The sequence below is a fragment of the Crocosphaera sp. UHCC 0190 genome, assembly GCF_034932065.1.
Taxonomy (GTDB): domain Bacteria; phylum Cyanobacteriota; class Cyanobacteriia; order Cyanobacteriales; family Microcystaceae; genus UHCC-0190.
In genome coordinates, this window is sequence record NZ_JAYGHP010000017.1 from 17492 (window position 1) to 43752 (window position 26261).

General features: G+C 38.1%; 25 protein-coding genes. 15 read left to right on the forward strand and 10 right to left on the reverse strand.

From position 1 onward, the window contains the following. The first annotated feature begins 60 nt into the window (after positions 1–60). The 3 genes from mnmG to VB715_RS19005 are packed head-to-tail and all read left to right on the forward strand — an operon-like array spanning position 61 to position 2492. Positions 61–1980 carry a tRNA uridine-5-carboxymethylaminomethyl(34) synthesis enzyme MnmG gene (mnmG, locus tag VB715_RS18995; protein ID WP_323302794.1) on the forward strand — a complete coding sequence of 640 codons (1920 nt, stop codon included), beginning with the start codon at positions 61–63 and terminating at the stop codon, positions 1978–1980. A 48-nt stretch (positions 1981–2028) separates the two neighbouring features. Further along, positions 2029–2220: a type II toxin-antitoxin system HicA family toxin gene (locus VB715_RS19000; RefSeq protein WP_323302795.1), complete on the forward strand. Its 192-nt coding sequence runs from the start codon at positions 2029–2031 to the stop codon at positions 2218–2220. After that, positions 2217–2492, forward strand: a complete 276-nt coding sequence (locus VB715_RS19005) for a type II toxin-antitoxin system HicB family antitoxin (protein WP_323302796.1) — start codon at positions 2217–2219, stop codon at positions 2490–2492. Before VB715_RS19000 ends, VB715_RS19005 begins: the two co-directional genes overlap by 4 nt. A gap of 197 nt (positions 2493–2689) precedes the next feature. On the opposite strand, the gene VB715_RS19010 is transcribed toward VB715_RS19005, so the two are convergent. The 4 genes from VB715_RS19010 to VB715_RS19025 all read right to left on the reverse strand — a co-directional run bounded on the left by VB715_RS19010 (position 2690) and on the right by VB715_RS19025 (position 8324). Continuing rightward, entirely contained in the window at positions 2690–3496 is an 807-nt protein-coding gene (locus tag VB715_RS19010) for a hypothetical protein (protein WP_323302797.1), read from the reverse strand. Between the two features lie 101 nt (positions 3497–3597). Continuing rightward, entirely contained in the window at positions 3598–5169 is a 1572-nt protein-coding gene (locus tag VB715_RS19015; RefSeq protein ID WP_323302798.1) for a CPBP family intramembrane glutamic endopeptidase, read from the reverse strand. 18 nt (positions 5170–5187) lie between these two features. Then, positions 5188–6750, reverse strand: coding sequence for a glycosyltransferase family 39 protein (locus VB715_RS19020; protein ID WP_323302799.1), 1563 nt, complete (start codon positions 6748–6750; stop codon positions 5188–5190). Next, positions 6750–8324, reverse strand: coding sequence for a hypothetical protein (locus tag VB715_RS19025; protein WP_323302800.1), 1575 nt, complete (start codon positions 8322–8324; stop codon positions 6750–6752). Before VB715_RS19025 ends, VB715_RS19020 begins: the two co-directional genes overlap by 1 nt. 110 nt (positions 8325–8434) lie before the next feature. Here VB715_RS19025 and VB715_RS19030 point away from each other — a divergent pair, with 110 nt between their 5' ends. Then, positions 8435–9781, forward strand: a complete 1347-nt coding sequence (locus VB715_RS19030; RefSeq protein ID WP_323302801.1) for a histidine phosphatase family protein — start codon at positions 8435–8437, stop codon at positions 9779–9781. 236 nt (positions 9782–10017) lie between these two features. Here VB715_RS19030 and VB715_RS19035 read toward each other — a convergent pair whose 3' ends face one another. Beyond that, positions 10018–10629, reverse strand: coding sequence for a hypothetical protein (locus VB715_RS19035; protein WP_323302802.1), 612 nt, complete (start codon positions 10627–10629; stop codon positions 10018–10020). Positions 10630–10816: 187 nt separating this feature from the next. On the opposite strand from VB715_RS19035, the gene VB715_RS19040 reads away from it, so the two are divergent. The 4 genes from VB715_RS19040 to VB715_RS19055 all read left to right on the forward strand — a co-directional run bounded on the left by VB715_RS19040 (position 10817) and on the right by VB715_RS19055 (position 14654). Continuing rightward, a complete protein-coding gene (locus tag VB715_RS19040; RefSeq protein ID WP_323302803.1) occupies positions 10817–10969 on the forward strand; it encodes a hypothetical protein in 153 nt (50 codons plus the stop codon). Positions 10970–11157: 188 nt separating this feature from the next. After that, on the forward strand, positions 11158–13089 hold the full coding sequence (locus VB715_RS19045; protein WP_323302804.1) for a penicillin-binding protein 1A: 1932 nt from the start codon (positions 11158–11160) through the stop codon (positions 13087–13089). 9 nt (positions 13090–13098) lie between these two features. Continuing rightward, entirely contained in the window at positions 13099–14040 is a 942-nt protein-coding gene (locus VB715_RS19050) for a bestrophin family protein (RefSeq protein ID WP_323302805.1), read from the forward strand. 86 nt (positions 14041–14126) lie between these two features. Next, positions 14127–14654 (forward strand): hypothetical protein, encoded by a 528-nt coding sequence (locus VB715_RS19055; protein ID WP_323302806.1) that lies wholly within the window; start codon positions 14127–14129, stop codon positions 14652–14654. Here the strand turns inward: VB715_RS19055 and VB715_RS19060 are convergent. Then, complete coding sequence (locus VB715_RS19060) at positions 14651–16096, reverse strand: bifunctional orotidine-5'-phosphate decarboxylase/orotate phosphoribosyltransferase (protein WP_323302807.1); 1446 nt, start codon at positions 16094–16096, stop codon at positions 14651–14653. The two genes, VB715_RS19055 and VB715_RS19060, sit on opposite strands and share 4 nt — an antisense overlap. 80 nt (positions 16097–16176) lie before the next feature. Here VB715_RS19060 and VB715_RS19065 point away from each other — a divergent pair, with 80 nt between their 5' ends. The 3 genes from VB715_RS19065 (at position 16177) to VB715_RS19075 (ending at position 20880) form a co-directional block, all read left to right on the forward strand. Next, complete coding sequence (locus VB715_RS19065) at positions 16177–16749, forward strand: SH3 domain-containing protein (RefSeq protein ID WP_323302808.1); 573 nt, start codon at positions 16177–16179, stop codon at positions 16747–16749. Between the two features lie 86 nt (positions 16750–16835). Beyond that, entirely contained in the window at positions 16836–17852 is a 1017-nt protein-coding gene (ccsB, locus tag VB715_RS19070) for a c-type cytochrome biogenesis protein CcsB (protein WP_323302809.1), read from the forward strand. Positions 17853–18354: 502 nt separating this feature from the next. After that, positions 18355–20880 (forward strand): glycogen/starch/alpha-glucan phosphorylase, encoded by a 2526-nt coding sequence (locus VB715_RS19075; RefSeq protein WP_323302853.1) that lies wholly within the window; start codon positions 18355–18357, stop codon positions 20878–20880. A 115-nt stretch (positions 20881–20995) separates the two neighbouring features. On the opposite strand, the gene sixA is transcribed toward VB715_RS19075, so the two are convergent. Beyond that, a complete protein-coding gene (gene sixA, locus VB715_RS19080) occupies positions 20996–21493 on the reverse strand; it encodes a phosphohistidine phosphatase SixA (RefSeq protein ID WP_323302810.1) in 498 nt (165 codons plus the stop codon). A gap of 34 nt (positions 21494–21527) precedes the next feature. Here sixA and VB715_RS19085 point away from each other — a divergent pair, with 34 nt between their 5' ends. Next, positions 21528–22415, forward strand: coding sequence for a hypothetical protein (locus tag VB715_RS19085; RefSeq protein ID WP_323302811.1), 888 nt, complete (start codon positions 21528–21530; stop codon positions 22413–22415). 70 nt (positions 22416–22485) lie between these two features. Next, on the forward strand, positions 22486–22902 hold the full coding sequence (locus VB715_RS19090; protein WP_323302812.1) for a ubiquinol-cytochrome c reductase iron-sulfur subunit: 417 nt from the start codon (positions 22486–22488) through the stop codon (positions 22900–22902). On the opposite strand, the gene VB715_RS19095 is transcribed toward VB715_RS19090, so the two are convergent. Next, complete coding sequence (locus tag VB715_RS19095) at positions 22899–23729, reverse strand: phosphoadenylyl-sulfate reductase (protein WP_323302813.1); 831 nt, start codon at positions 23727–23729, stop codon at positions 22899–22901. The two genes, VB715_RS19090 and VB715_RS19095, sit on opposite strands and share 4 nt — an antisense overlap. 189 nt (positions 23730–23918) lie before the next feature. Here VB715_RS19095 and VB715_RS19100 point away from each other — a divergent pair, with 189 nt between their 5' ends. Both VB715_RS19100 and VB715_RS19105 read left to right on the forward strand, forming a co-directional pair. After that, positions 23919–24566 carry a Uma2 family endonuclease gene (locus VB715_RS19100; protein WP_323302814.1) on the forward strand — a complete coding sequence of 216 codons (648 nt, stop codon included), beginning with the start codon at positions 23919–23921 and terminating at the stop codon, positions 24564–24566. A gap of 68 nt (positions 24567–24634) precedes the next feature. Further along, positions 24635–25198 carry a TIGR04376 family protein gene (locus VB715_RS19105; protein WP_323302815.1) on the forward strand — a complete coding sequence of 188 codons (564 nt, stop codon included), beginning with the start codon at positions 24635–24637 and terminating at the stop codon, positions 25196–25198. Between the two features lie 21 nt (positions 25199–25219). On the opposite strand, the gene VB715_RS19110 is transcribed toward VB715_RS19105, so the two are convergent. Then, a complete protein-coding gene (locus VB715_RS19110) occupies positions 25220–25915 on the reverse strand; it encodes a response regulator transcription factor (protein ID WP_323302816.1) in 696 nt (231 codons plus the stop codon). A 30-nt stretch (positions 25916–25945) separates the two neighbouring features. Further along, positions 25946–26242, reverse strand: coding sequence for a YkvA family protein (locus VB715_RS19115; RefSeq protein ID WP_323302817.1), 297 nt, complete (start codon positions 26240–26242; stop codon positions 25946–25948). Positions 26243–26261 lie beyond the last annotated feature (19 nt).

Here is a 26261-nt window from a genome sequence, read left to right on the forward strand (position 1 = left end):
TTCAGCGATCGCTCAAATCCATCCGCTAAAATAAAATAGTATTCCCCAGACTCAAGAATCATGACCATTACCACTCCCGTTGACTTCCAAGATAGATTTGATGTCATTGTTGTGGGTGCGGGCCATTCGGGATGTGAAGCTGCCCTGGCGGCGGCTCGCTTAGGGTGTCGTACCCTGATGTTAACCCTCAACCTCGATCGCATTGCTTGGCAACCCTGTAACCCGGCTGTGGGTGGCCCCGCAAAGTCCCAATTAACCCACGAAGTGGACGCATTAGGGGGAGAAATCGGCAAAATGGCCGATCGCACCTATTTACAAAAACGGGTTCTCAATAGCTCACGGGGCCCCGCAGTTTGGGCATTACGGGCCCAGACAGATAAACGGGAATATTCGGCAGTGATGAAGGAAATTGTCGAAAATCAAGACAATTTGAGCATTCGTGAAGGGATGGTCACAGATTTAGTTTTGGGGAACAATGATGAGGTCATAGGAATACAAACGTACTTTGGAACTTGTTTCGGGGCCAAAGCAATTATTTTGACCACTGGAACCTTTTTAGGGGGAAAGATTTGGATCGGTAATAAATCGATGGAAGCTGGCCGGGCCGGAGAATTTGCGGCTGTTGGGTTAACCGATACCCTCAATCAGTTGGGGTTTGAGACGGGACGACTGAAAACGGGGACTCCAGCGCGGGTAGACAGGCGATCAGTCGATTATACTAACCTGGAACCCCAACCCCCTGATGAGGAGGTGCGTTGGTTCAGTTTTGACCCCGATCTTTGGGTAGAACGAGAACAAATGAATTGTTATCTGACCCATACTACTGCTCAAACTCATCAATTAATCAGAGATAATTTACATTTATCCCCAATTTATGGCGGGTTTATTGACTCAAAAGGGCCTCGTTATTGTCCTTCTATTGAGGATAAAATTGTTCGGTTTTCTGATAAAGAAAGTCATCAAATTTTTATTGAACCGGAGGGGAGAAATATCCCTGAATTGTACATTCAAGGGTTTTCAACGGGTTTACCAGAAAATATTCAATTAGCCATGTTAAGAACCCTTCCTGGGTTAGAAAACTGTGTGATGTTGCGTCCTGCCTATGCGGTGGAATACGATTTTTTACCCGCAACCCAATGTTATCCTACCCTGATGACAAAAAAAATTGCCGGGTTATTTTGTGCTGGCCAAGTCAATGGAACGACGGGTTATGAAGAAGCAGCAGCACAGGGTATTGTGGCCGGAATTAATGCGGTTAAATATGTGAAAGATGAGGAGATGATTATATTTTCCAGAGAAGAAAGTTATCTGGGTACCTTAATGGATGATTTATGTACCAAAGATTTACGAGAACCCTATCGGATGTTAACTTCTCGCTCTGAATATCGTCTCATTTTACGGTCTGATAATGCCGATCAAAGAATGACTCCTTTGGGTCGAAAAATTGGCTTAATTGATGATCGTCGCTGGGATCTATTTCAACAAAAACAGGCTAATATTATAGCAGAAAAAGAACGTCTCTACGAAACCAGAATTAAAGAACGAGATGAAGTCGGAATGATGATTGCTAAGGATACTCAACAAAAAATTAAAGGCTCAGTTACCTTAGCAGACTTGTTACGTCGTCCCCAATTTCATTACAGTAATTTAGAAGACTATGGCCTAGGAAATGACCAATTAACCCTCGTTGAAAAAGAAGGGGCAGAAATTGATCTTAAATATTCTGGTTACTTAAAACGGCAACAAATTCAAATTGAACAAATTAGTCGTCATAGTAACCGAAATTTACCCGCAGATCTTGATTATATGACCATTGAAACCCTCTCGATGGAAGCTAGGGAGAAATTAACGAAAATTCGTCCCTTAACTCTTGGCCAAGCGTCTCGTATTGGGGGAGTTAACCCCGCAGATATTAACGCTTTATTAGTCTATTTAGAAATGCGATCGCGTTATCATTCCCTATCAGCTTTATCAGAATAAGGAGACTAGAGTGACATAGAAGATATAACTTTTATCGTCTTTTAAATTATGGCAACAAAGGTAAGGGATGTGATTAAATTACTAGAAAAAGATGGCTGGTTTCTGGTTAATACAGTAGGAAGTCATCGACAATATGAACATCCCAGCAAAACAGGAAAAGTGACGGTTGCAGGAAAGTTAGGTGATGATGTAAGAAAAGGTACATTAGCTAGTATTCTTAGACAAGCAGGATTAAAATGATCAACAAATATTTGATTGTTCTCGAAAAAAGCGAAACCGGATTTTCTGCTTATTCACCTGATGTATTAGGGTGTATTGCTACAGGTGAAACCTTGGAAGAAACCACTAAAGAAATGGAATCTGCTTTAGCATTACATTTATCAGATATGGAAGAATTACCTCAAGCACGAGGAATTGATTCTTATTTAGAAGCATTACAAGATTCAGAAGGAGAAGAATTTTATTTGACTTTTATTTCAATTCCAGTTTCCCGTCAACTATCACCAAGATAAAGAATTAAACTTAAAGAACCATATTTTTCAGGAAATTAATAATTATATCCTCAAACCCTTAAGGGTTAAGCTATACAGACAAAACCCGCCTACGTGGGTTTAATTTAGCCTCCCTTCGGATGCTTAGTTTCTATATCAGGCTTCAGTCTGTCTGTCGGTATTGATTTAGCATAACAAGTTCGGTAGAACCAATTTCATTAATCAATTCCCTCTGGCACACGAATACTAACACGGCCTTCCGGAGTGACAATGATCTCTCCTCCTAATGCTTTAATTTCTGTTAGGGCCCTTTCTTGGGTTTTGGTATCAGCTGCCCCCGATAAAACCTGTGTCCAAGCACCAATTTGAGCAACTTTACTCTGGGGATTTTCCTCTAAAAATTTAACCGTTTCTCGCCTACGTTTGGCAGTATTTTGACTGCCCTCATCAGGATAAGTTTCCGCCCAATTAGCTGCCATTGTATTTGAGTTTTTCGCAGCTTCAATATCCCCTAAAAATAATAACTCATCTATCCCTTTATAAATCCACAGATAATAGGGAGGATAAACAGGAGAGATGACTTTACTCGGTGTCTCTTTTAAACTTTTTTCTAGATAAGCCACAGTTTTGTCAGGTTGCCCTGCAAAAATAGAAGTAGACACCGCAATTTTAAGATTCGCATCAACAAACCGAGGATCGCGCTCAACCACTAATTCAAAATAATCAGGACTCAAAGAATATCCTGTCTCACCACGAGCTTCTCCATCACCAAAATATTGAATAAAACGCAAATAAAACCAATCAGCTAATAAGTTATTAAACCCAATATTGGGAACCCCTTTATACACATCTAATTGAACTTTTTCCAGTTGTTCTTGTTTTTTATATTCGGCGGTAGTTAACTTTGCTTGGTTGGGGTTAAGGCGAGATTTTTGTAGCCAAATAACCCCCGTTAAACTTAAGGAAATAATAGCCAAGGTTCCTATCATTTTTCCTACCTGTTGTGGTGGCAATTGCAGCTTCATTGATAGTTTTTGGGAGTAAGACTAGAATTAAGAATATCAATTCTATCCTAGCTTAATCAATGCTTCATTGTCTGTGCTACTCAACAATTTGTTAATGTTTCTTAATGGCTGCCACTCCCTAATAAAAATAGACTAATCAGCGTCCCACTATTCCAAAGACTATGAACTAACATTGAGGAAAGAAGATTCCGCGATCGCGTATAAACAACTCCTAACACAATTCCTAAGATGGCTAAAGGTAGCACCTCTGATAAATTTAAGTGAGCAACCGCAAAGATTAGACTACTCACAATAATTGCTCCCCATACGGGAAAATACCGGGTTAAGGAAGGTAATAAAAAGCCTCGAAACATGATTTCTTCGTAGACAGGGGCTGCGATCGCTGCGGTAACGTAGAAAATCCCTAAAACCACATTATCTTGTGCTTCTAAGGCTAGAGAAAGCAAGGGGTTACTGCCTCCTTGTCCCTGCCAAATTTGTTGATTAATTAAGGAGACAATTACCACTAATGGTAAGGCGACTAAATAGCCAGAAATTCCCCAAACTATCCAGTTACTAAATAACTTAAATTGAAACCAATCTTTCGGTAAGGGAAAAAAGGGTTTAATCGAAAAATATAGTACCCCAATTCCGCCTAATGCCATAGAAAGATAGCTTGCTAATACATAGATAGCTTTTCCCCTTAAGTCAGCATGAGTAAGATCAATGTTTAAAAAACTAAATAAAATGGGAAGGACAATTTGTCCCACAAAAAAGAAACCAACGACTAAAACTTGCCAAAAAGTTTCGGCTGTCCAAGGCGTTTGCCAATTGAATTGTTGATCAATGGCTAAAATAGCATTCCCTTTTTTAATAAATAACTGAATTAGGAGAAAGACCAATAATCCAAAGCCAATTAATCCCCCTAATATGGGAATAAATGCTACTAAAGTGAGTTTAATAATAGCTTGACTAGCGATTTTTTGCTGTTGAGTTTGTAAGCTCATTAAGTTAGCTTGACTATCTTGCAGTTGATAAATTTTACTGAGGGCATAATCACGAAACCACCCTGTTAATTGATCTGTGATTATTGTTTCTGAATTTGCTAAGATTTGGGCATTAGAACTCCATAAATTAATTAAGACATCAGCCAACATTTGAGAAGAAAAAATAGAGTTATTTCCCTTCTGGTTTGGGCCTATATTTTCCCAGGTTTCTAAGGCAAGTTGAACCTTTCCTTGATGAGCTTCAAGTAGACCTATTTTTAAGGCTAATTTATTGATTTCTTCAGCTTGTTTTTGAATTTCTAATTGTGATTTTTCTTGATCGGTAGACAGAGAGAGAATAGGGTTTAAATTGCTGTTAACATCTTCTTCTAAAGTCACAGATGGAGAATTTAGACTGTTTAAATGAGCTTCTAATCTGCCTAAATTCTTTTGCGAAAGTTGACGAGCTTCTTGATATTGCCTCAATGCTAATTGATAAGTATTTTTGCCTAATATAGCTTCTCTAATTTGGGCAAAGTCAGCGAGATTATCTCCAGAAAATTCTGACGCTTGAAGAACTAAATTAGTTTGATATAATTGTAAGTTTGATTGAATTTGTGGTTGATTAATACTCCCAATAATTGAGAAGAATAAAGGAATCACTGAAACAATAGTGATGACTATTAAGATTAATCGTTTTGTTGTCATTAAAAATCCTCGATTTTGTTAGTGATTTTCAGAGGTTGAAACCAAAATAAATCCTTCTGCTTTCCCTAATATTTTAGCATTAGATAGTGGTAAATTTTTCAAGCTATTTTGATCGAGAAGAAGATAAGAAGAGCTTAAAGCTAATTTTTCTAATGCGCTTTGATCTTGAGCAAGCACTTGGCGATCACTATAAAAATCTAAACTAGGACGACTGTAAGCAAATGAGGTATAAATGATTGTATTGGCTGGAGTATGCTGTTTAATTAAAGTAGCTACAGGTTTCACGGGAAATGCTTCATTTAATTCCCAAATCCACGACTGAGAGGTCATAAATATTCCCAGACTCATATATAAACCGATGATTAAAATTATAACAAAATCAGGAAAACTTTTGCGGATTTTTTGCCAAGATAATAAGAAAGTAAAGAAAACAATAAAACCAGTGATGATTAAACTAATTTCTTTTCCTTCTATCAATAAGTAAATTGCCCCGAATAATGAAGCAATACTGGCAAGAAAAAAGCCAAATATTAAACCGCTAGGAGAGGATTTATGCTCTTGCCAAAACTGAGATAAATAAGCACCAATTCCTAGGGCAAGAAAGGGATAAATTGGCATAATATACCAAGGAAGTTTCGTTCCCATCAGGGTAATAATTGCCAGAAATAGACAAAATCCGGTTAATACTAATTTCGCCCAAGATTGTTGTTTTTGTCGCCAAGCTAATATTAAACTTCCAGGTAAAAAGAGTAACCAAGGAAAACTATATTTAATCAATTCAAGTCCATAATACCAAAAAGAACCGCTATTTCCTTCTACTGCAGTTGCAAGACGATCAAAATTTTGTTGAAGAAAGTGAACTTGAATAAAGATATCTCCATAGTGATTAATTTGTATACAATACCAAATAAATACTGGCATAAATCCGAGGCATATTCCTAACCATAAAGCTGGATTTTTTAGATAGTTTGCAGGTTTATCTAGGAGTATATATACCCCTATAATAGCACCTAAAGCAATAACTAAAGTGCCTTTACTTAAGGCAATTAATCCTAAGCCAATACCATAACCAATGGCCCATCTAGGGTGTTTTCGAGATTTTACTAAACAGAGAATAGAAAAGATTAAAAAGGTGTTAATTATTCCATCTATCATCCCTAAGCGTCCATGACGAATAACAGGTAACAATGTTAGATAAACTAAACTACTTAAAATGGCTGGTAGTTGCTGAGAAAAGATATTTTTACCGACTAAATATAACAAAGGAACCCCAAATGCTGTTAGCAATGCACAGGGAAAACGAGTCGTAAATTCACTAATTCCTCCTAATTGATAGCTGAGGTTAATTAACCAAATAATTAAGGGGGGTTTTAAGAGAAAAGGTTGGCCATAATAAGTTAAATAAAGCCAATTTTCTGTTTTAAACATATCCTTAGCAACTGTTCCATAGTAACCTTCATCCCAGTCTCTTAAGGGTAAATTGCCTAAGCCAATAAACCAGAGAAATAATGCTAAAATCAATAAGATAAAGAAACAGAAATAGGTGCTTTTCAACGGATAACTTAAATCGAATTTATTCATTATTTTTTGGGAGTAATGAAGTAAAGATAATATTTCTCATTGTAGATAAATGCTTTTCTAAAACTTGCTAATAATTTAATATTTAGCTCAAAAAGAGGTTGATGAAATTCTCTATTTATAATTAATAAAATAGGTTTGTTTTGTTGATTAATTAACTGATTTATCTCTAGCATTAAATCAGAATCACTGATTAATTTTCTTTCTTGAGTAAATAAGACATAACTAGCTAAGCTTTGAGTTTCTGGATAGTAAATTTTTTGATTAAGATAACCACTAATGGGAGAGACAGCAAAATCTTCGGTTCCGATCATTAAATTGGTTGTTAAGTTGTTTTCTTGAATAAATTTTGCCGTTGCTTTACTTGCTGAGTAAGGGGTAATTAAATCTCGACTAAAAGCCACAATTCCTGCGATGACTTGTAACCATAATATTATCATAATTAAAGTTTGTTTATGAAGTTCAACAAATTTAAACCATTTTAGCCACATTCTTGAAAATTGGGCAGGAAGTTTGGCTAAATATTTAACAATTACATCAGAGTCAGGATAATAATAAGCGATCCACAGGGCGGTAATTAGGATAATATATAAATGCCCATAGTGTCTCTGAGAACCTAAAAACTTAAGATATGTAAAGAGAAGAATTTGTAAACTTCCCATGAGATAAAAACATAAAGCAATTGGTTTTTTGATGAGAATAGTAATTGCAAATCCGAATAACCCTAAAGAAAGAAAAGAAAAAAGAATAAGATCAGTGGGTTTAGAATCACTCGGAATAAGCACTAAAATATAGCTTCTCCAAATTCTTGTAATCGTTTGAGTAAGTCGGTTAAAATCAAACTGAAATAACCATTGATCAGCCCCTCCTTGTAAGGTACTATCTCCAGGAGGTAATAACATAAATACAGATATAATGATACCTATACCCAATAATATCAAAGCGTAAACAAGATTATAAATATTAGCTTTAGTCTCATAATTTAGCTTGTTTTTAAAAGCATACTCAATCATTAATGTCAATGCTAATGCTAGTGAAATTAGCAAACAATAAGCATTCGTATTCGCCATTAAAGCTAGAATCAAAGCTAAAAGCAAATAACTTTTATAACGACTGGGAAAAAAGACGCAAAAAAGAAATACAAATAAAATGCCAATAGAGTAATTACGACTAATCAAAGAATATTCATAGAGGGGAAGATAGCCAAAAAGAAACAAAATTTTTTGTAGTCTTTTAAAAGGAGCAAATAGCATAAATAAAGCGAAAGCCCCCGTTGCAATTAACCAATGAAAAATTTGCATAGCGAGGGGATTAGGAGTTAATTGATTAAGTATCCATAGACAAAGATACCAAAGCAAAGGATGTCCTTCATACTTAATATTGTGAAAAAAATCAACAAAAGAAACACTATCTCTGGCAATTAACCAACCATTTAATTCATCACGCCACATGGCATGATTTAAAGTACCTATTAAGATAATAATAGCAAATAAAGCCAGAAAACTCAGCTCAAAAATTTTATTTTGTTTGAGTTTAAAATAAGACAACATAGAAAATTTTAGCTGTTGTAAAATCATTAATGTTTTAAAATATCAAGAAAAATCTAACAACTTAAAAAACAAGTGATGAGAAAGCTCCAATAGCCTGTAATCTAGAAATTAAATAGAGCCTAGAGAGGATAGAAAGATTGGCTACTCGCGTTATTATAGTGCGTCATGGACAAAGCAGCTACAATGCTCAAAAGAGAATCCAAGGTCGTAGTGACGAATCTGTTGTCACAGAACAAGGTCGTCAGGATGCTCAAAACGTTGGTCATACCCTCAGTTCCCTTCCCATTGATGCTATTTATTGTAGTCCCTTACAACGGGCAAAAACCACTGCTGAGATTATCCAAAACTGCTTTATTAAAGCACCCAGTTTATCCCCCAGTGAGCAACTTAAAGAAATTGACCTTCCCCTTTGGGAAAATTTGCATAAACAGGAAGTCATTGCCAAATTTCCTACAGACTATCAATGCTGGAAAGAAAGACCTCATGAATTTAAAATGGTCATTGCCAGCCCTGAAGGACAAAAAGACCATTTTCCTGTCATTTCCTTATACAAACAAGCCCAAGAATTTTGGCAAAATCTCCTAGCTAAACATTCAGGAGAAACCATTTTAATTGTGGCCCATAATGGCATTAACCGCTGTTTAATTATGAGTGCCATTGGTATTCCTCCCTCTCATTATCATCGGATTCAACAGTCTAATTGTTGTATTAATGTGTTAAATTTTACGGGTAATTGGGGCGAAACCGTCCAACTGGAATCCCTCAATCAAACCTCCCATTTAGGCATTCCCATTCCTCCAACCCGTGCCGAAAATAATCGATTAAGGTTATTATTTATTCGTCATGGGGAAACCCAGTGGAACCGAGAATCTCGCTTTCAAGGAATCAGGGATATTCCCCTCAATGATAATGGCAAACAACAAGGGCAAAAAGCTGCTGATTTTCTCAAAGATGTGACTCTAAATTTTGGGGTGAGTAGTCCCTTATTACGTCCCAAAGAAACCGCAGAACTTATCTTACAATATCATCCTGACCTTACCTTAGATCTGCGTCCTCAATTAACAGAAATTTGTCATGGACTGTGGGAAGGGAAATTAGAAAGCGAAATCGAAACCGAATTTCCTGGACTACTTCAGGAGTGGAAAGATGCCCCAGAAACGGTGCAAATGCCCGAAGGAGAAAACCTACAACAAGTGTGGGATAGGGCGGTTGCTTGTTGGCAAGAGATTGTCAAAGATTATAGCAATTCATCCCATCCTCAAACCGGAATTGTTGTAGCCCATGATGCCATTAATAAAGTAATTTTATGTGATTTATTAGGGTTACAACCCGCTAATTTTTGGAATATCAAACAGGGCAATGGTGGAGTGAGTGTCATTGACTATCCCCAAGGAATAGAAGGGCCTCCCGTCTTACAAGCTATCAATTTAACCACCCATTTAGGGGCGGGAGTATTTGATAAAACAGCAGCCGGGGCCTTATAAAATTTTCTTGAAAGGGGTGAGGGTTTTGATACTGTCTTGAACCTCTTCTATTTAGCCAGAAAATTGATTTGCTTTTAGGGCTTGCTGAATAAAGCTATAAAGTATACAAAACAAGGGTTTTACGCTGTAGAAACTCTAAGTTACTTCGGTAAGCTTTATTCAGTAAACTCTGTTTATTTAATGCTCTAATAGAAAGGACTTTTGCGGTTAAAATTGAATAATTATTTAAGCCATGTTTATGATTTCCGATTCAGTTTTTTCCCCATTGAACTAATCCCTAAGCCACCTAAAATCAATAAAGCCAAGCTAGAATCACCCTCAGGAACATTAGTCATATTATCAGTATCATCGGGTGTTAGTTCAACTATATCTGGTATTTCTGCAACTACTCCAGTCTGTTGAAAATCATCTGTTAAAAGAATAAAATCTCCGTTTCTAAATCCATCAAAATTCCTCGCAAAATTAACATTAAACTCAATGTTTGGATCAATGACAGGATTTTCCGTTGGTCTATCGGTTCTGACATTGAAAAATAAGTTATTGGTTCCTATTGCATAGCTAAATTGATTAACAACTTTTGGTTCTGATGCTTCTAAGCTCAAGCTGGATTGATTACCATAATTAAACGTAGCTTGAAAAGTGTTAAACTCAACTTCATCAGCCAAAATAAAGCCGTCATTATTGTTGTCAGTTGCTTTAAAAACCCCCTCAAGTAAAGCCTTATTTTTCATGGTTTCATTGGCAGCATATTCTCTCGAAAAAGAGAACGTTAAAGCCTTAGCTGAAGTCACCCATAATGAGTTAACCAAAACACCAAATCCCAGAATCAATAAACTTTTATAATTCATTTTTTTACCTACTATCGATTATTACGAGAGCAAATGTACTGCATTTACTTTCTCATTAACCAAGAAAATACTCAGGGTCTTGTGGCAGACAAATCAATTTAAGCATATATAATTTAATTTCTATGTATATTTTCTGAGTTTCTTTGTATAACTTAATTCGATAACACTCCTTCAGGCTGAACTCAGATTGACAGTCCCACGGCTAATTGAATCAGGCAATGTAGCGGGTTATAATTGTTTCGCAGACTCGCCATCAGCCAGCAGTATTGGCTTACCTGCCCCAGAAAAACTAGACAGTCATTGCCAAGATAGTACCAATTTGTGGAAAAAACGGCCATAATAGGAGGCGTTAAACCCCTAGATTTAATTCTAGGGGCCAGACAAAATCGTCAATCTCGAATTTTAAATGGCTTGACTCTCAGCCAAATTCTAGTAAGCTACTATATCAACATGAAAAAATCCTAAAATCATAAACCCCCGTTTATTGAAATCTCTATTAATCTTTCGGAGTGAGGAAGTAAAAACATCGTGTCGTTTAGCACTATTCGACAACTGGCCAAAGGGAAGAAGCCCTCTTCTTCTGAGCCTTCATTTCAAAAAGGCGTTCTCAGAGTTGCCGGAGGAACCGTCCTCAGTCTCAGTTTATTAGCGAGTTCTATCTTTGCCGGAGGACTTGTCGGACTCGCCATCAGCTTTCGTAACCTTCCTGATGTACGGATGCTGAATACCTACGCCCCGACAGAAACCAGTTATATTTATGATGTCAAAGGGAGACTACTGTCCCGACTTCATGGAGAAGCTAACCGAGAGGTTGTCACCCTCGATCGCATTTCCCCTGAACTGAAACGGGCTGTAATGGCCATTGAAGACAGTCATTTTTACTTACATCATGGCATCAACCCCACCAGTATTGGTCGGGCCATCTGGGTTAACTGGAAAAGTGGCGGTGTGGTAGAAGGGGCATCAACCCTCACCATGCAGTTAGTCAAAAATATCTTCCTCTCCAGTGAGCGCACCGTCAGTCGCAAACTCTCGGAAGCCGTTTTGGCCATTCGGGTTGAACAGGTTTTTGACAAAGACGAAATTATGGAAATGTACCTCAATAACATCTATTGGGGTCACAACAATTATGGGGCCCAAACGGCTGCCCAAAGCTATTTTAATAAGCCAGCCTCTAAATTGAACCTAGCGGAAGCTTCCATGATGGCGGGTTTAATTCAAGCCCCAGAAAACTATAGTCCCTTTACCGACTATCAAAAAGCCAAAGAACGCCAGGCGGTTGTTCTCAGCCGTATGGCGGATTTAGGCTGGATCACCCCCCAAGAAGCAGAAGCAGCCCGTAAAGCCCCCTTAGGCATCGGTAAACCGACCTCATGGCAAGGCAGTAAACTACCTTATGTCACAGATACCGTGATGCAGGAGTTAGGGGAAAAGTTTGGCAAAGAAGCAACCCTGAAAGGCGGGATGCGAATTCAAACTACTGTTGATTACTTCATGCAAAAGCAGGCCCAAGAAGTAGTTCAGCGCGGCTATAAAAACCTACGGGGACGGGGAATTTATGCGAAAGATTTACAAGTCGCTTTAGTATCCGTTGATCCCCGTACCCACTTCATCAAGGCTATTGTTGGGGGTACTGATTATGATAAAAGTCAGTTAAATCGGGTGACTCAATCCCATCGTCAACCGGGATCATCTTTTAAACCCTTTGTTTACTATACTGCCTTTGCCAGTGGGAAATTTACCCCTGACTCTATCGTTAATGACAGTCCCGTTAGTTATCGTGATGGTAGTGGCCTTTATACCCCGAAAAACTACGGTGGTGGTTTTTCGGGGGCCATGCCTATCCGTACGGCTTTGATGCAGTCCCGTAATATTCCGGCGGTGGTCATTGGGCGCAAAGTGGGGGTTGATAAGGTGATTGAAGTTTGTCGCCGTATCGGCATTAAAAGTCCCTTACAACCCGTTACCTCCCTACCCTTGGGGGCGGGGGATATTACCCCGTTGGAAATGGCTAATGCCTATGCTACCTTTGCCAGTAACGGCTGGTATGCTGACCCGACCATTATTTTACAGGTCACGGATAGTCGGGGGAATATTTTATTAGATAATACCCCGAAACCCCAATTAGTCCTTGATCCTTGGGCAACGGCCTCCTTAACCTCTGTCTTACAAGGGGTAATTAGCGGGGGAACGGGAAGGGCCGCCAATCTTGGTCGTCCTGCTGCCGGAAAAACTGGGACTACTGATAATGAACGCAATGTCTGGTTTGTGGGCTATGTTCCTCAGTTGGCAACGGCTGTTTGGATCGGTGATGATACTAACCGCGCCCTAGGAAAAGGGGTGACAGGTGGGGGTAATGCTGCTCCTATTTGGCGAGAATTTATGCAGGAGGCCCTGAAAGGTGAACCTGTTAAACAATTCCCTGCTGCCTCTAAATTTCCCCGTCCTAAAGCCAAATAATCAGTAATTATGAAAAGGGGACGATTATCAGCAGAAAATCTCGAAAGTAGACAGTGGTTTCGTCTCCTTTTGCAATGGCAAGGCTCAGTGATGCCTGCCATTTTACCCCGTGTTATGTTCTGTGCGGGTTTTAGTGTGGTGATCACAATTTTATATGAGTCTGGGATTAATTTGGACTTACCTATCGACAGTGGGTTAGTGCCTAGTATTGTTTTGGGTTTGTTGTTAGTGTTTCGGACTAATACTGCCTATGAAAGATATTGGGAAGGACGAAAACTCTGGGGAACTTTAATTAATACGGTGCGAAATATAGCCCGAACAATTTGGGTGACAATTCGAGAAGATAGCGTTAAAGATCATCAAGAAAAGATTGCTATCCTCCGCCTTTTGGTTGCCTTTGCTATCGCTACTAAATTGCATTTACGTTTAGAGCCACCTAACGAAGAATTAGTCAAATTCATGCCACGACAATGTTATGAAAAATTACAAACTATGAATAATCCTCCTCTAGAAATAGCTTTTTGGATTGGGGATTATTTACAACAACAATATGAAAAAAACTGTATTGATTCTTATCAACTGATGACCATGTTTAAACTATTAGATACTATGGTTGATGTCCTTGGGGCCTGTGAAAGAATCCTTAAAACCCCTATTCCTTTAGCCTATTCTATCCATTTAAAACAGTTATTATTATTATATTGTTTAACCCTTCCCTTTCAATTTGTAGATGATGTAAAATGGGTAACTCCACCCATTGTTGCTTTAATTAGTTTTACTGTGTTTGGCATTGAGGAAATAGGGATTGAAATTGAAAATCCTTTTGGCTATGATGCTAATGATTTACCCTTAGATAAAATTTGTCAAACCATGGAAAAGAATATTGAAGACTTGGTTACTCTAGCACCTTGTGTCAGACATTGGAAAGATCGCATGAATGATTTTGTTTAATAGATATGATTGACTAAAATAAGTGACTATTTTAGAGAAAAAGCTTTAAACTAATAAATAGCTGTTAATTACCACTTAAGTTTATTATGAATTGGCACGTTCCTGACAATCTCTCCTTTGAAGATGCGCTTCAGTTAAGTGAAATTTTCCTTGAAGGTATGGAAAGCAACAGCTTAAAAGAAACTGAAATTCAAGAAATTATTACCATATTAATCAGTAGTGAAAATGGAGCAAGAGGTTTTTTTGTCACCTATCTAACGAGCGATAAATCTTTAGCTGATACCCCAACAGAAGAGGTAATTAATGCCTTAAAAACTTCCCCAGAAATTGTCAGCGAATTATTAGTTAAAAACTTAGCTATGTCCTCTGCAATGGCCATTACTCATCGTCGTAATAATGATGAAGAAATGGCCCAAGGTTCAGACAGAGTTTGTCAACGTACCACTCAATTAATTCAACAAGTTGATTTAGGTTTAATTACAGAAAAATTGCAACAATTACAAGAAACAATTGTCACAGGAGCAGGAAAATATACTCCTTTTTTGGAAAGATGGGGATATGATGAAGAACAAAAGACAGTCATTAAACATCAAGTAGAGATGAATTTGAATTAATGTTTTGCCAAGCCTTGATATTGCTTCTCATTAATTCTTCCAGCTTTGTATAAAGTTTCAGTAATTTCTGATATTTTTAACACAGAATAAGCATTATAACCCTGCTCTTTGAGTTTATCTTGAACTCCTTCCTCATGGTCAATAAATACCACAATATCTTCAACAATTAAACCCGAAGATTTTAATTTTTCGGCCCCTTGTCTGACACTTTTTCCGGTAATTAAAATATCATCAACCACAACAACTTTTTCCCCTGGATGAAAATTTCCTTCAATCAAACGACGGGTTCCATGGGCCTTAACTTCTTTGCGCGGATAAATCATCGGATGGTGTAACATTAAAGATAATCCCGTGGCTGTCGGTAAAGAACCATAAGGAATACCCGCAATGCGATCAAAATTTAAGCGTTTTAAAATGTCCGCATAAGCATTTAAAACTTGATGAAAAAGTTGGGGTTGAGAAATAATTTTCCTCAGATCAACATAATAAGAAAAAGTAGCTCCTGATGCTTGAACATACTCCCCAAACAATAAACAACCTATATCATAAAGTTGTAAAATCAAATCTTGATAAGGATGAGGACTTAATAAACAAACATTAGAACTCCAAAGCTCACAACTTTGAGCTTCTTGAATAATTTGTTCTCTCAATTGATTAATTTCTGTCTTGAGATTCGTAACTTTTTCCCTTAAATTATTGCTTTGTAAAAAATCTTGAGGAACCGGAATTAAGACCCCTTCTCCTGCTTGATTTAAACCTGCTTTTAAAATGCTAGTAATCTCATTTCCCTGGCTCCAAATACTCCGCAATAATAGAAATCTTTCAGACGCAACTGAGCGAATCTTGCGAATGACATCTAAATTAGTTGTTCCCACTTCTAAAAATAATTGTTCTAGGGTTCCCCAGGTTTTTGCTTCCTTAATGACTTGTAAATAAAAAGGTGCTTCATCCGTCGGATATTCCTGTAAATTAACCGCCCCAGGATTAGAAGTATGACACAAAACAAAAACCCCCTTATCGGGATAAACTAAAAACGGTGCAACATGATCTTGTCCCGCATAAGGACTGACCGTTACAGCATCTACTTGCCACTTTTCAAAAATCGTCTGAGCAAAAATGGTACTGGTATTAATATCCCCATGTTTAGCATCCAAAATAATCGGAATATCTTCAGGAATTGTCTTAATTACCCTCAATAATAAATCTAATCCTTGACCCCCAAACGCCTCATAAAAGCCTAAAGTTGGTTTGTAAGCACAGACTAACCCTGATGTCTGTTGAATCACGGATTTTAACCAATTTTCTAGGGAAATTATTAAACCTTCTTGTCCTTCCCCCGAATTTTCAGCTTGAGGCATCATTTCTGGGTTAGGATCAAGACCAATGATAAGTAAGGTTTGATAGGTGGCGATCGCTTGGGTTAATTTCTCAAAAAAGCTCATAGAATAATGTTACCTTCAAAATATGACCGATTGTAGCAGCAACCTCCCTCTAAATTGCCATTAGTTAGGATTCAACTGCCATGAAAACGAAGAAAACAATTACGGAATTGTTGACAATTGTGTTAAGTTCAGTCATCGTTTTTTCTCTACCCATAACGATGAGTTCTCAGGTCTTAGCTCAGACTAACATTGATAGTGCCATTCTCAGATCTAATGATCCCAATTCCCGCATTAATTTACGTTCTGGCCCCAGCATTTCTACCAAGAATTTAGGTTATGGTTTACCTGGAGATCAAGTTACCCTGTTAGAGTTTGCTGTTGGATCTGATCAAGGGCCGCGGGTTCCTTGGATTAAAGTTAAATTTGTGAAATCAGGGGCTATTGGTTGGATAAGGGGCGATTTTGTGAAAACAGATATCACAATTTTAACCGCTACTGATCCCAAGTCTCCCATTAACTTACGGTCAGGGCCTAGTATTTCTGCCAATAATGTAGGCTATGGGTTATCAGGCGATCGCGTTATCGTTTTAGGGTGTGAAACCGGGCCTGATACCGCCAACCGAACCCCTTGGATCAAAGTTCAATTTGTTAAGTCTAAAGCAACAGGTTGGATCAGAGGTGACTTTGTAGTGGTTCCCTTAACCTTTTGTTAAGGGAGTAAGACGTTGCAGAAAGAAATAAGATAGATCTAGAAGCCAGACGATGACTTTACCTGAAATCACTAGAGACAGAACTCAATATGGATTTAATCAGCTTACAAAATTTCCTCGATAACAGTTCATTCTTAATCCTATTCCTGACCATGCTTATTTATTGGTCAGGGGCAGCCTTTCCTCGTTTAACCTGGTTGCCTCCCCTGGGAACTGCTGGAGTAGCGATCGCTAATTTATCCATGGCCACCCTATTAGGGGCCCGTTGGATAGAAGGGGGCTATTTTCCCTTAAGTAACCTCTATGAGTCCCTATTTTTCTTGGCTTGGGGGATAACAGCCGTTCATCTCCTGGCCGAAAAAATGAGTCGCAGTCCCTTAGTGGGTGTGGTCACAACCCCTGTAGCGATGGGAATTACGGCTTTTGCGGCCTTATCTTTGCCCACGGAAATGCAGCATTCTGAACCCTTAGTTCCTGCCCTTAAGTCTAACTGGTTAATGATGCACGTTAGCGTGATGATGCTCAGTTATGCAACTTTGATGGTAGGGGCAGTATTAGCGATCGCTTTTTTGATCGTTACTCGTGGTCAAAATGTGGAACTCAAAGGGAGTTCCGTGGGAACGGGAGGTTATCGGGATAAATTAGGGCGACAACTGCTTAATAATAACCACAAAAACCCCACTGTTACCGTAGCTGAAAGCAATGGCAGTGGCGGGACAGCCGTGTTAAATGCGGTTGCTGCTTCAACCTTGACCACTAATGAAGTTATTCTTTCGCCCCAACGTCTTAGTTTAGCTGATACCTTGGATAATATTAGTTATCGCATCATTGGGTTAGGGTTTCCCTTATTAACTATTGGTATCATTGCGGGAGGAGTTTGGGCCAATGAAGCTTGGGGATCTTATTGGAGTTGGGACCCCAAAGAAACCTGGGCCTTAATTACTTGGTTAGTATTTGCTGCTTATCTTCATGCCCGTATTACTAAAGGTTGGCAAGGAAGAAAACCTGCTATTTTAGCCGCGAGTGGGTTTATTGTGGTTTGGGTTTGTTATTTAGGAGTGAATTTATTGGGTAAGGGTTTACATTCTTACGGGTGGTTTTTTTAGTTAAGTAGGGTGGGCATTGCCCACCTAATATATATGCTTTAAAATGAACCGATGACTAAAAATATAGCAGAAGGCAACGGGCAACAGGCAACAGTAAAACCTTTGTCATTGCTGGGTTTGAGCTTTTAAAAATGTCCTAAATGTCTTGGCTACTGCTATAAAAACTATCGTAAGAAGGACAACAGCTTGCGCTTGAAAAATATCTTAAATAAAATAGAAGAAGAACTTAAGAAACCGTTAGATATACAAGATCAAGGATTAATTGCTGATTGGGAAAAACTGTTGCTAACTGTCGTCAATAAATGAGTTAATTATCTATAAATGAGGATTATTGAGTTTCTGCTTGGTTTTTCTTAAACTTGAATTAATCTTCCCTTTGTTTTATCTTGAATTATCTAACATTTAGAATACTTAAGATGGTGAAAAATTTTTTATATTCAAATAAAATAGCTTACACTGAAAACATCTTGGCTTAAAAAGAAGGAGCAAGTCAGCGATGAATATGATTAATACAACACCCGTTCAAATTGAAGATGATCGTACAGGTTTAGAAATTTCTACCTTACGACGTGCCTTATTAGATAATCTTTTTTATATTCAAGGGAAATTCCCGGAAATTGCCAGCAAAAATGACTTTTATATGGCTTTAGCTTATACGGTGCGAGATCGTCTTTTACAACGGTGGTTAAATACGATTCAAACCGCCATGAAAAAAGAAGTCAAAAAGGTTTGTTATCTATCTGCTGAATTTTTAGTTGGCCCTCACTTAGAAAATAATTTAATCAATTTAGGCATTACAGAACAAGTTACTCAAGCTATTACAGAATCGGGTTTAAACCTGAAAGAATTGATTGAAACCGAAGAAGAACCAGGATTAGGCAATGGTGGTTTAGGCCGTTTAGCTGCCTGTTATATGGACTCTTTATCGAGTTTAGAAGTCCCTGCCATTGGTTATGGAATTCGCTATGAATTTGGCATTTTTGACCAAGAAATTCGGGACGGTTGGCAAGTAGAAATTACCGATAAATGGTTACAATATGGAAACCCTTGGGAAATTGCCCGTCCTGAAGCTTCTGTTACGGTTAATTTTGGGGGTCAGACAGAACCTTATACTGATGATCAAGGAAATTATCGGGTGCGTTGGGTTCCTGGTTATGTCGTCAAAGGAATTCCCTATGATACTCCTATTGTTGGCTATAAAGTTAATACGGTCAATACCTTACGATTATGGCGTTCTGAAGCTTGTGAATCTTTTGATTTTCAACGCTTTAATGTAGGAGACTATTATGGTGCAGTAGATGATAAAGTTCTCTCGGAAAATATCAGTAAAGTTCTTTATCCCAATGATGAACCGATTCAAGGGAAAAAATTGCGACTTGAACAACAATATTTCTTCGTTTCTTGTTCTCTTCAAGATATGATTCGGATTCATCTTAATGATAATCCTAATTTAGATAATTTCCAGGAACAATGGGCAGTCCAACTCAATGATACTCATCCTTCTATTGGGGTAGCTGAGTTAATGCGTTTATTGGTGGATGTTTATCATTATGAATGGGAAAAAGCTTGGAGTATTACACAAAATACTTTTGGTTATACCAATCATACATTATTACCTGAAGCTTTAGAAAAATGGTCCCTCGCTCTTTTTGGTAATTTGTTACCTCGTCTTTTAGAAATTATCTATGAAATTAATCAGCGTTTCTTAGAGCGAGTTCGCATTAAATTCCCCAATGATGATTACAAACTTTCTAGCCTTTCTATTATTGATGAAAGTGGGAATAAATATGTGAGAATGGCTAACTTAGCTTGTGTGGGTTCCCATCATATTAATGGGGTAGCTGAGTTACATTCAGAATTACTCAAAGAAACAGTTTTACATGACTTTTATCAACTGTTTCCCGAAAAATTTACGAATGTTACTAATGGCGTAACCCCTCGTCGTTGGATTGTCCAAAGTAACCCTCGGTTGACTGAATTAATTAACTCAAAAATTGGGGAGAATTGGATTAAGAATTTACAAGAATTACGTTACTTAGAAGGGTGTGCTGATGATGGGGGTTTTCGTTGGGCGTGGCACGAAGCTAAACACGCTATTAAACAAGATTTAGCCAATTATATTCACCAAAAATTGGGCATAATTGTTAACCCAGCTTCCTTATTTGATGTGCAAGTTAAGCGCATTCATGAATATAAACGGCAGCATCTCAATGTGTTACATATTATTACCCTTTATAACCGTCTCAAACAAAATCCCAGTTTAGATATTCCTCCCCGTACCTTTATTTTTGGTGGAAAAGCTGCCCCTGGATATTTCATGGCCAAGCGCATTATTAAGTTAATTACAGCAGTGGGAGATGTGGTAAATAATGATCCCGATATCGGCGATCGCTTGAAGGTTATTTTCTTGCCTGATTACAATGTAACCTTTGGTCAAAGAGTTTATCCAGCGGCGGATTTATCGGAACAAATTTCCACTGCAGGTAAGGAAGCATCAGGCACCGGAAACATGAAATTTTCCCTTAATGGTGCCTTGACTATCGGTACTTTAGATGGGGCGAATGTAGAAATTCGTCAGGAAGTGGGAGAAGAAAATTTCTTCTTATTTGGGTTAACAACCCCAGAGGTTTTAGAAACTAAAGCCCAAGGTTATTATCCTCGCGGTTATTATGATTCTAATCCCGAACTAAAAGGAGTTTTGGACTTAATTAGTTCTGGTTTCTTTTCTCGTGGTGATACAGAATTATTTAAGCCCATTGTGGATAATTTACTCTACGATGATCCCTATCTTTTGTTAGCTGACTATCAATCTTATGTTGAATGTCAAGAAAAGGTATCTCAAGCTTACAAAGATTCTGAATATTGGAGTCGGATGTCCATTTTAAATGTGGCAAGAATGGGTAAATTTTCCAGCGATCGCTCGATTCAAGAATATTGTGAACGTATTTGGAATGTCAAAGCTGTTCCCGTTGAATTGAAAAATTATGTGCAAGCTGAAGCCCAATTAAATCTGAGTAATGGGTTTTAAGCTTAGTAATAAAAGGGAAGCTTAGTCTTCCCTACCAATAACAACAATACACTTAAATTGATTTAGATAGGCCCCAAGATTATGAAAAGTTGCTGATACTGTAACAGTTTTTCTATTAAAGTAACCATTTAGGAGCGGTTAATAAAAACAATTCTCCCTGACCAATTGGTGATGTTTGATCGGGTAAATTAATCCCAATAATTCCCGCTTTTTTAAGCAATAATTTCCCATAATTATCGCCCCAAACTAAGATCTCTGCCCAATCTCCTAAATCGGGTTGATGCCCGACTAAAGCGAGACAACTTTCAGGTTTATTATAATAGGAATTTGTCCACCAATTGGTCCAAGAATCAATGTTTCCCCCAGGTGCAAGAAAGCTAAATTCTTCTAATTTGTCACTTAAACCCATCGTTTGTAAAATTTCAGCCGTTTGACGCGCTCTGACCAAAGGACTTGTTAAAATAAGATCAAAATTAATTCCCATTGCTCGTAACCGTTGAGCAACTTTTAGGGTCTTTTCCCGCCCAATTTCCGTTAAAGGACGGGTTTTATCATCCATATCGTTTTCTCGTTCAACCGCAATGCCATGACGAATTAAATAAAGTTGTGTCATTAATTTATTTTCATCCTAACTAGAGGTAACTATTGTGAGTAAACCAATTTATGAATTAGTGAACGAATTACCAACCGATAATATGACGGTGAAGGTATTACGAACCCTTGATTTTGTTGTTCCTGGAGAATGGGATAATGTCGTCGGTTTTGAAAATACTATCCGTAAAGTAACGGGAGAAACTGATGAGGAAATGATACAACAAATCGGCGATCGCGCTGTTCATTTATTCAATGATAAATCCCAAGGGTATCAACGGGCATTATGGTTATATCAAACCGTTGATCGTAGTGATAGCGCGTTAGGAGCGGCCGCTTTAGCCAATAAAATTGGAGAAAAAGTTTCTTTTCTGGGATTTTTAAACAATATTACTCCTAACCCAGATAAAGCCCAATCTCTCGATTTATCCTTAAAATTAGTGGTGGAATTGGTGGCTTTTTGTCAAATCAATGGCATTCCAGGGGACAGTATTGGGGATTTTGTGGCATCTTTAGGAGAATATAGTGGAGAATCTTTAATGCGGATGGCTGCCTTAGTTTGTTTAGATGGTTTAATTCCCTTGGGGCCTGATTTTATCTTAAAAGTTCAATCAAGTTTAAACAATCTTTCTCCCAAAGAATTAGATAACAATGGAACCTTTGGCAATATCAAAAAGCTGATTCCTGGGAATGACACCAGTAGTCAACTAGATTTTATTGGCAATAGTTTTGATTCCGTAAAAGGTTGGATGTCAGGGTTTGTCAGTGACCGAGATTTAACCCCTCAACAACTCTTTAAGAAGTTAGGGAGTTTTATTGAGTATTCAGAGGACAAATTAGATTATTTAGCCGCGTTTCTCGACATGAGTACAAATTATTATGAACATACAGGTACGCAAACTTTGGCCCGACGGTTAATTGAAAGGGCAGTCGCAGAAATTTAATACTTGATTGTGTGGGCATGATTTTGTTTATGCCCCGAACTTTACAATTATGTAAGAGGTTATTTTTGTAATGATGAACCGTCGTGAATTTATCAATTGGGTTGGAGTGGGAGCTATTGCCAGTTTTCTCCCTGTGGCGATCGCGGCCTGTTCTTCTAAAACAAAATCCTCTGGAAAAAGCGAATTTCAAGCGGTTGGGACTGTGACCGAATTAAAAGAAAAAGGTCAAATTCTCAACGAAAAATTGCCTGGTGGTGCCGTTTTGGTTGTGGAGAATGGGACTGGACTAATGGCAGTTAATCCCACCTGTACTCATGGGGGATGTACAGTAAATTGGGAAGCTGATAACAAAATTTTTGCTTGTCCCTGTCATGGGTCTAAATTTGCGGCAGATGGTCAGGTACTCCACGGGCCGGCGAAAGATCCCCTTAGTACCTATGAGTCTAAGCTAGAAGGGGATCAGATTTTAATTAAAGCCAAGGCTTAAAGGGTACTAGAATCAAGACTTTGGGCTGCTTCTGGGGTGAGGGGTAAATGCAAGCCACATTCTTGTTTAAGACCATGAAAACGGCTATCCCGTTCATTTTCATCTCCGGCCATCACGGGACGACTCGAATGCCAATCACCCACTGACACATAACCTTTGTCAAAATAAGGATGATAGGGAAGGTCATAAGCCGTTAAATAATGGTAAATATCGCGGGAATTCCAGGTTAAAATTGGATGAACCTTGTAGTATTCTCCCTGTTGAGCGACTTTATCCAAGGATTTTCGATGATTGGTTTGGTCACTGCGGAGGCCCGCTAACCAAGCAGTTGCCTTGAGTTCTTTTAAGGCCCGTTGCATCGGTTCTACTTTACGAATCAAATCATAGCGGTTAAGTGACTCAACATCTTGTTGACTCCAGAGTTTACCATGAAGGGCCTCCATCCGTGCGGGGGTGAGGGAAGATTGATAAACTTTTAAATTGAGGTTGAGGCGTTCGGTTAATTCTTGAGCAAACTGATAGGTTTCAGCAGGAAGATAGCCCGTATCCACCCAAATTACGGGAATATTAGGAATCACTTGGGTAACTAAATGAAGCATAACGGCGGCCTGAATACCAAAACTGGTACTCATCACCAATCCTTCCCCAAAGGTGTCTGCTGCCCATTCTACCAACTGTTGAGCATTAGCATTTTTTAGGGTTTGGTTGACTTCTTCTAAGGATAAATCGGGTTTCTGGGGTTGATAAAAATTTGTATTGTGGCGATGCTCAGAAACCGGATGGTTATCTACATGGGAGTTGACGAGATGTAGATTGGATTGGGGCATACTGTAACTTTTCCCTTACGTTCAGTAATCTGGATAATAATATTGACTATCAGTAATCCTATGTTGATTGTATCGCGGTTCACTCGAAGAAATCGTATCAATTAAGGGATTTTTATGGCAAAATCACTATAATACATGAACGACGATATTAACATCCTTTGAGCTAAGCAAACGGGAAGAAATAATAAAATGTTATTAGAGTTAAAACGGTTGGATATTCCCCCAGGACAAAAAATCTGGTTAAGGGATGTAAATTGGGAAGAATTTGAACAAATTCTCGAAGAATTAGGAGAACATCGAGGGTCAAGAATTGCTTATCATTATCATATTTTAGAAATTATGACTCCTTTACCAGAACATGAAAGCAATAAAGAAATTATTGGAGATTTAATTAAAGCCCTTTTAGAACAGTTAGAAATTGAGTTTTATCCCCTCGGTTCAACAACATTTAAAAATCAACAGATGCAGCAAGGAATTGAGCCAGATAATTGTTTTTATATTGCAAATGAAGCTCAAGTTAGAGGAAAAAATAGGCTTGATTTAACAGTAGATCCGCCTCCTGATTTAGCATTAGAAATTGATATCACCTCTCGCACTCATCAAGATATTTATGCAACATTAGGGGTTCCTGAATTATGGAGGTTTGAATCAGGAAAGTTAGAGATTAATGTCTTAGATAAGGGCAGTTATCAACAAGTTGAATTTAGTCCTACTTTTCCCAATTTAGCTATCAGAGAAATAATCCCACAATATTTAAAACAAGTGAAAATAGAGGGACGCAATAAAACAATGAAAGCCTTTAGAAACTGGCTCAAGGAAGAATTAATAAAGCTCTGACCCCCTTGAATGTTCTGCAAAAGTATTTCAAAATAAAGATTAAATAAGTCCCCTTATCTCCATTGCCCATGAGCGTATTTGATGATTTTAGTCAATTTCTAGAAACCAGACTCGAAGAATTTCTTCGCAATAATCCCCATCTGGAGTTACAAGCACTCTTAGAACAACTCAGAGAGCAGGAACAAGAGGCCATTAAACTCATTTTAGACAAAGAAGGGCAAAAAAAACGCCTAGAAAGTGAAATTCTGGCCTTAGCTGAGGAGATTCAAACCTGGCATAAAAGAATTGCTAAGGCCAAAGCTGCTAACCGCTTAGATTTAGCCCAGGCAGCCCAAGAGAGAGAAGCAGCATTGTTACGTCAGGGAAATCAACTTTGGGGACAGATGGAAGGGGCTAAACAGCAAATTGCCCAAACCCAAACCCTATTAACTCAAATTAGACAACGGAAACAAGAAGTTCAAACCCAAGGGACACAAACAAAAACCAGCCAAGCTAGCACAAATTGGGATACGACTGGTTGGAATCAGGGGATGAATTATCAAACTTATCGTAAAGCGGGTGATCCCTTAGAAGCTGAATTTCAACGGTGGGAATTAGATGATGAATTAGAACAATTAAAACGGGATTTATAAGAGTAAGATTGCTCTCTTTTCTTATTCAGTTAGTCCATGTTTCAGTGCAAAACGAACTAATTCAGTGCGGCTATTCGTTCCAGTTTTACTAAACAAACGACTAACATATTTTTCAACATTTCTGACGCTTGTATTTAACCGGGCAGCAATTTCTTTATTCATTAACCCTTCTGCCACCAAATCTAACACACTTTGTTCCCTCGGAGTTAAATCAATTTTCATCGGGGGTGGGGTTGTAATTAAGTGAGGTTGTTGTCCAAGTTTTTCCTTTAATTCTCGGATTTCTTGGGCGATTTCTTCTAATTTTGCTGACTCACTATTAGCTTGAATATTGACTTTACGGCGTTCTAATAAATTTTTAACAATTGCTTCTAATTCTTCGGGATCAAAGGGTTTTGATAAATAGGCATCACATCCGGTATGATAACCTTGAATACGATCTGATGTCATGCCCCTTGCTGTTAGAAAAACCACAGGAATTGCTTGAAAACGGAGATCATTTCGCAGTTTTTCTAAAAATTGATAGCCGTTTATTTGGGGCATCATAACATCAGAAATAATTAAATCAGGAATTGCTTTTTCAAGCTGTTCCCATGCTTCCGTTGCATTACTTGCTACGTCAACCTTTAAGTCTCCACTGTACTCTAAATAAGCTTGTACAGATTCACGCACCCCAGGTTCATCATCAACCAGTAAAATTGTAGCAGTCTCAGACATAATTTTTACTTGATATAATTAGTTTAATGCTTAGGATTCATCAATAGAAACTGCTTTAACTTCTATTGTTTCTCCTTCAGGAGATTCTTCCACGGTTATTTCAGGATTGTTTTGAAATCGTTCAATAATCATTTGAAAAATTTCAGTCATCAATAGAGTAACGAGAACAAAATCATCAAGTTGTCCCGCGATAGGAAAGATATCAGGAGAAATATCAAGGGGACTAATAAAGTAAACTAATGTGCCTAAAATTACCCACCAGCGATATTGAGGGTGACGAATTGCACCACGATACCAATCATAAATAAATTGTAGCGGAAATTTCATTGAGTAGCTTTTCCTTGAT

Excerpts from the sequence above, each read along its gene's own strand:
- sixA (WP_323302810.1), bottom strand. The coding sequence starts at position 21,493 with ATGACACAACTTTATTTAATTCGTCATGGCATTGCGGTTGAACGAGAA.
- VB715_RS19090 (WP_323302812.1), top strand. The coding sequence starts at position 22,486 with ATGATGAACCGTCGTGAATTTATCAATTGGGTTGGAGTGGGAGCTATT.
- VB715_RS19055 (WP_323302806.1), top strand. The coding sequence starts at position 14,127 with ATGAATTGGCACGTTCCTGACAATCTCTCCTTTGAAGATGCGCTTCAG.
- VB715_RS19065 (WP_323302808.1), top strand. The coding sequence starts at position 16,177 with ATGAAAACGAAGAAAACAATTACGGAATTGTTGACAATTGTGTTAAGT.
- VB715_RS19015 (WP_323302798.1), bottom strand. The coding sequence starts at position 5,169 with ATGACAACAAAACGATTAATCTTAATAGTCATCACTATTGTTTCAGTG.
- VB715_RS19005 (WP_323302796.1), top strand. The coding sequence starts at position 2,217 with ATGATCAACAAATATTTGATTGTTCTCGAAAAAAGCGAAACCGGATTT.
- VB715_RS19000 (WP_323302795.1), top strand. The coding sequence starts at position 2,029 with ATGGCAACAAAGGTAAGGGATGTGATTAAATTACTAGAAAAAGATGGC.
- VB715_RS19110 (WP_323302816.1), bottom strand. The coding sequence starts at position 25,915 with ATGTCTGAGACTGCTACAATTTTACTGGTTGATGATGAACCTGGGGTG.
- VB715_RS19075 (WP_323302853.1), top strand. The coding sequence starts at position 18,355 with ATGATTAATACAACACCCGTTCAAATTGAAGATGATCGTACAGGTTTA.
- VB715_RS19105 (WP_323302815.1), top strand. The coding sequence starts at position 24,635 with ATGAGCGTATTTGATGATTTTAGTCAATTTCTAGAAACCAGACTCGAA.
- VB715_RS19035 (WP_323302802.1), bottom strand. The coding sequence starts at position 10,629 with ATGAATTATAAAAGTTTATTGATTCTGGGATTTGGTGTTTTGGTTAAC.
- VB715_RS19025 (WP_323302800.1), bottom strand. The coding sequence starts at position 8,324 with ATGATTTTACAACAGCTAAAATTTTCTATGTTGTCTTATTTTAAACTC.
- VB715_RS19020 (WP_323302799.1), bottom strand. The coding sequence starts at position 6,750 with ATGAATAAATTCGATTTAAGTTATCCGTTGAAAAGCACCTATTTCTGT.
- ccsB (WP_323302809.1), top strand. The coding sequence starts at position 16,836 with ATGGATTTAATCAGCTTACAAAATTTCCTCGATAACAGTTCATTCTTA.
- VB715_RS19095 (WP_323302813.1), bottom strand. The coding sequence starts at position 23,729 with ATGCCCCAATCCAATCTACATCTCGTCAACTCCCATGTAGATAACCAT.
- VB715_RS19100 (WP_323302814.1), top strand. The coding sequence starts at position 23,919 with ATGTTATTAGAGTTAAAACGGTTGGATATTCCCCCAGGACAAAAAATC.
- mnmG (WP_323302794.1), top strand. The coding sequence starts at position 61 with ATGACCATTACCACTCCCGTTGACTTCCAAGATAGATTTGATGTCATT.
- VB715_RS19060 (WP_323302807.1), bottom strand. The coding sequence starts at position 16,096 with ATGAGCTTTTTTGAGAAATTAACCCAAGCGATCGCCACCTATCAAACC.
- VB715_RS19050 (WP_323302805.1), top strand. The coding sequence starts at position 13,099 with ATGAAAAGGGGACGATTATCAGCAGAAAATCTCGAAAGTAGACAGTGG.
- VB715_RS19115 (WP_323302817.1), bottom strand. The coding sequence starts at position 26,242 with ATGAAATTTCCGCTACAATTTATTTATGATTGGTATCGTGGTGCAATT.
- VB715_RS19010 (WP_323302797.1), bottom strand. The coding sequence starts at position 3,496 with ATGAAGCTGCAATTGCCACCACAACAGGTAGGAAAAATGATAGGAACC.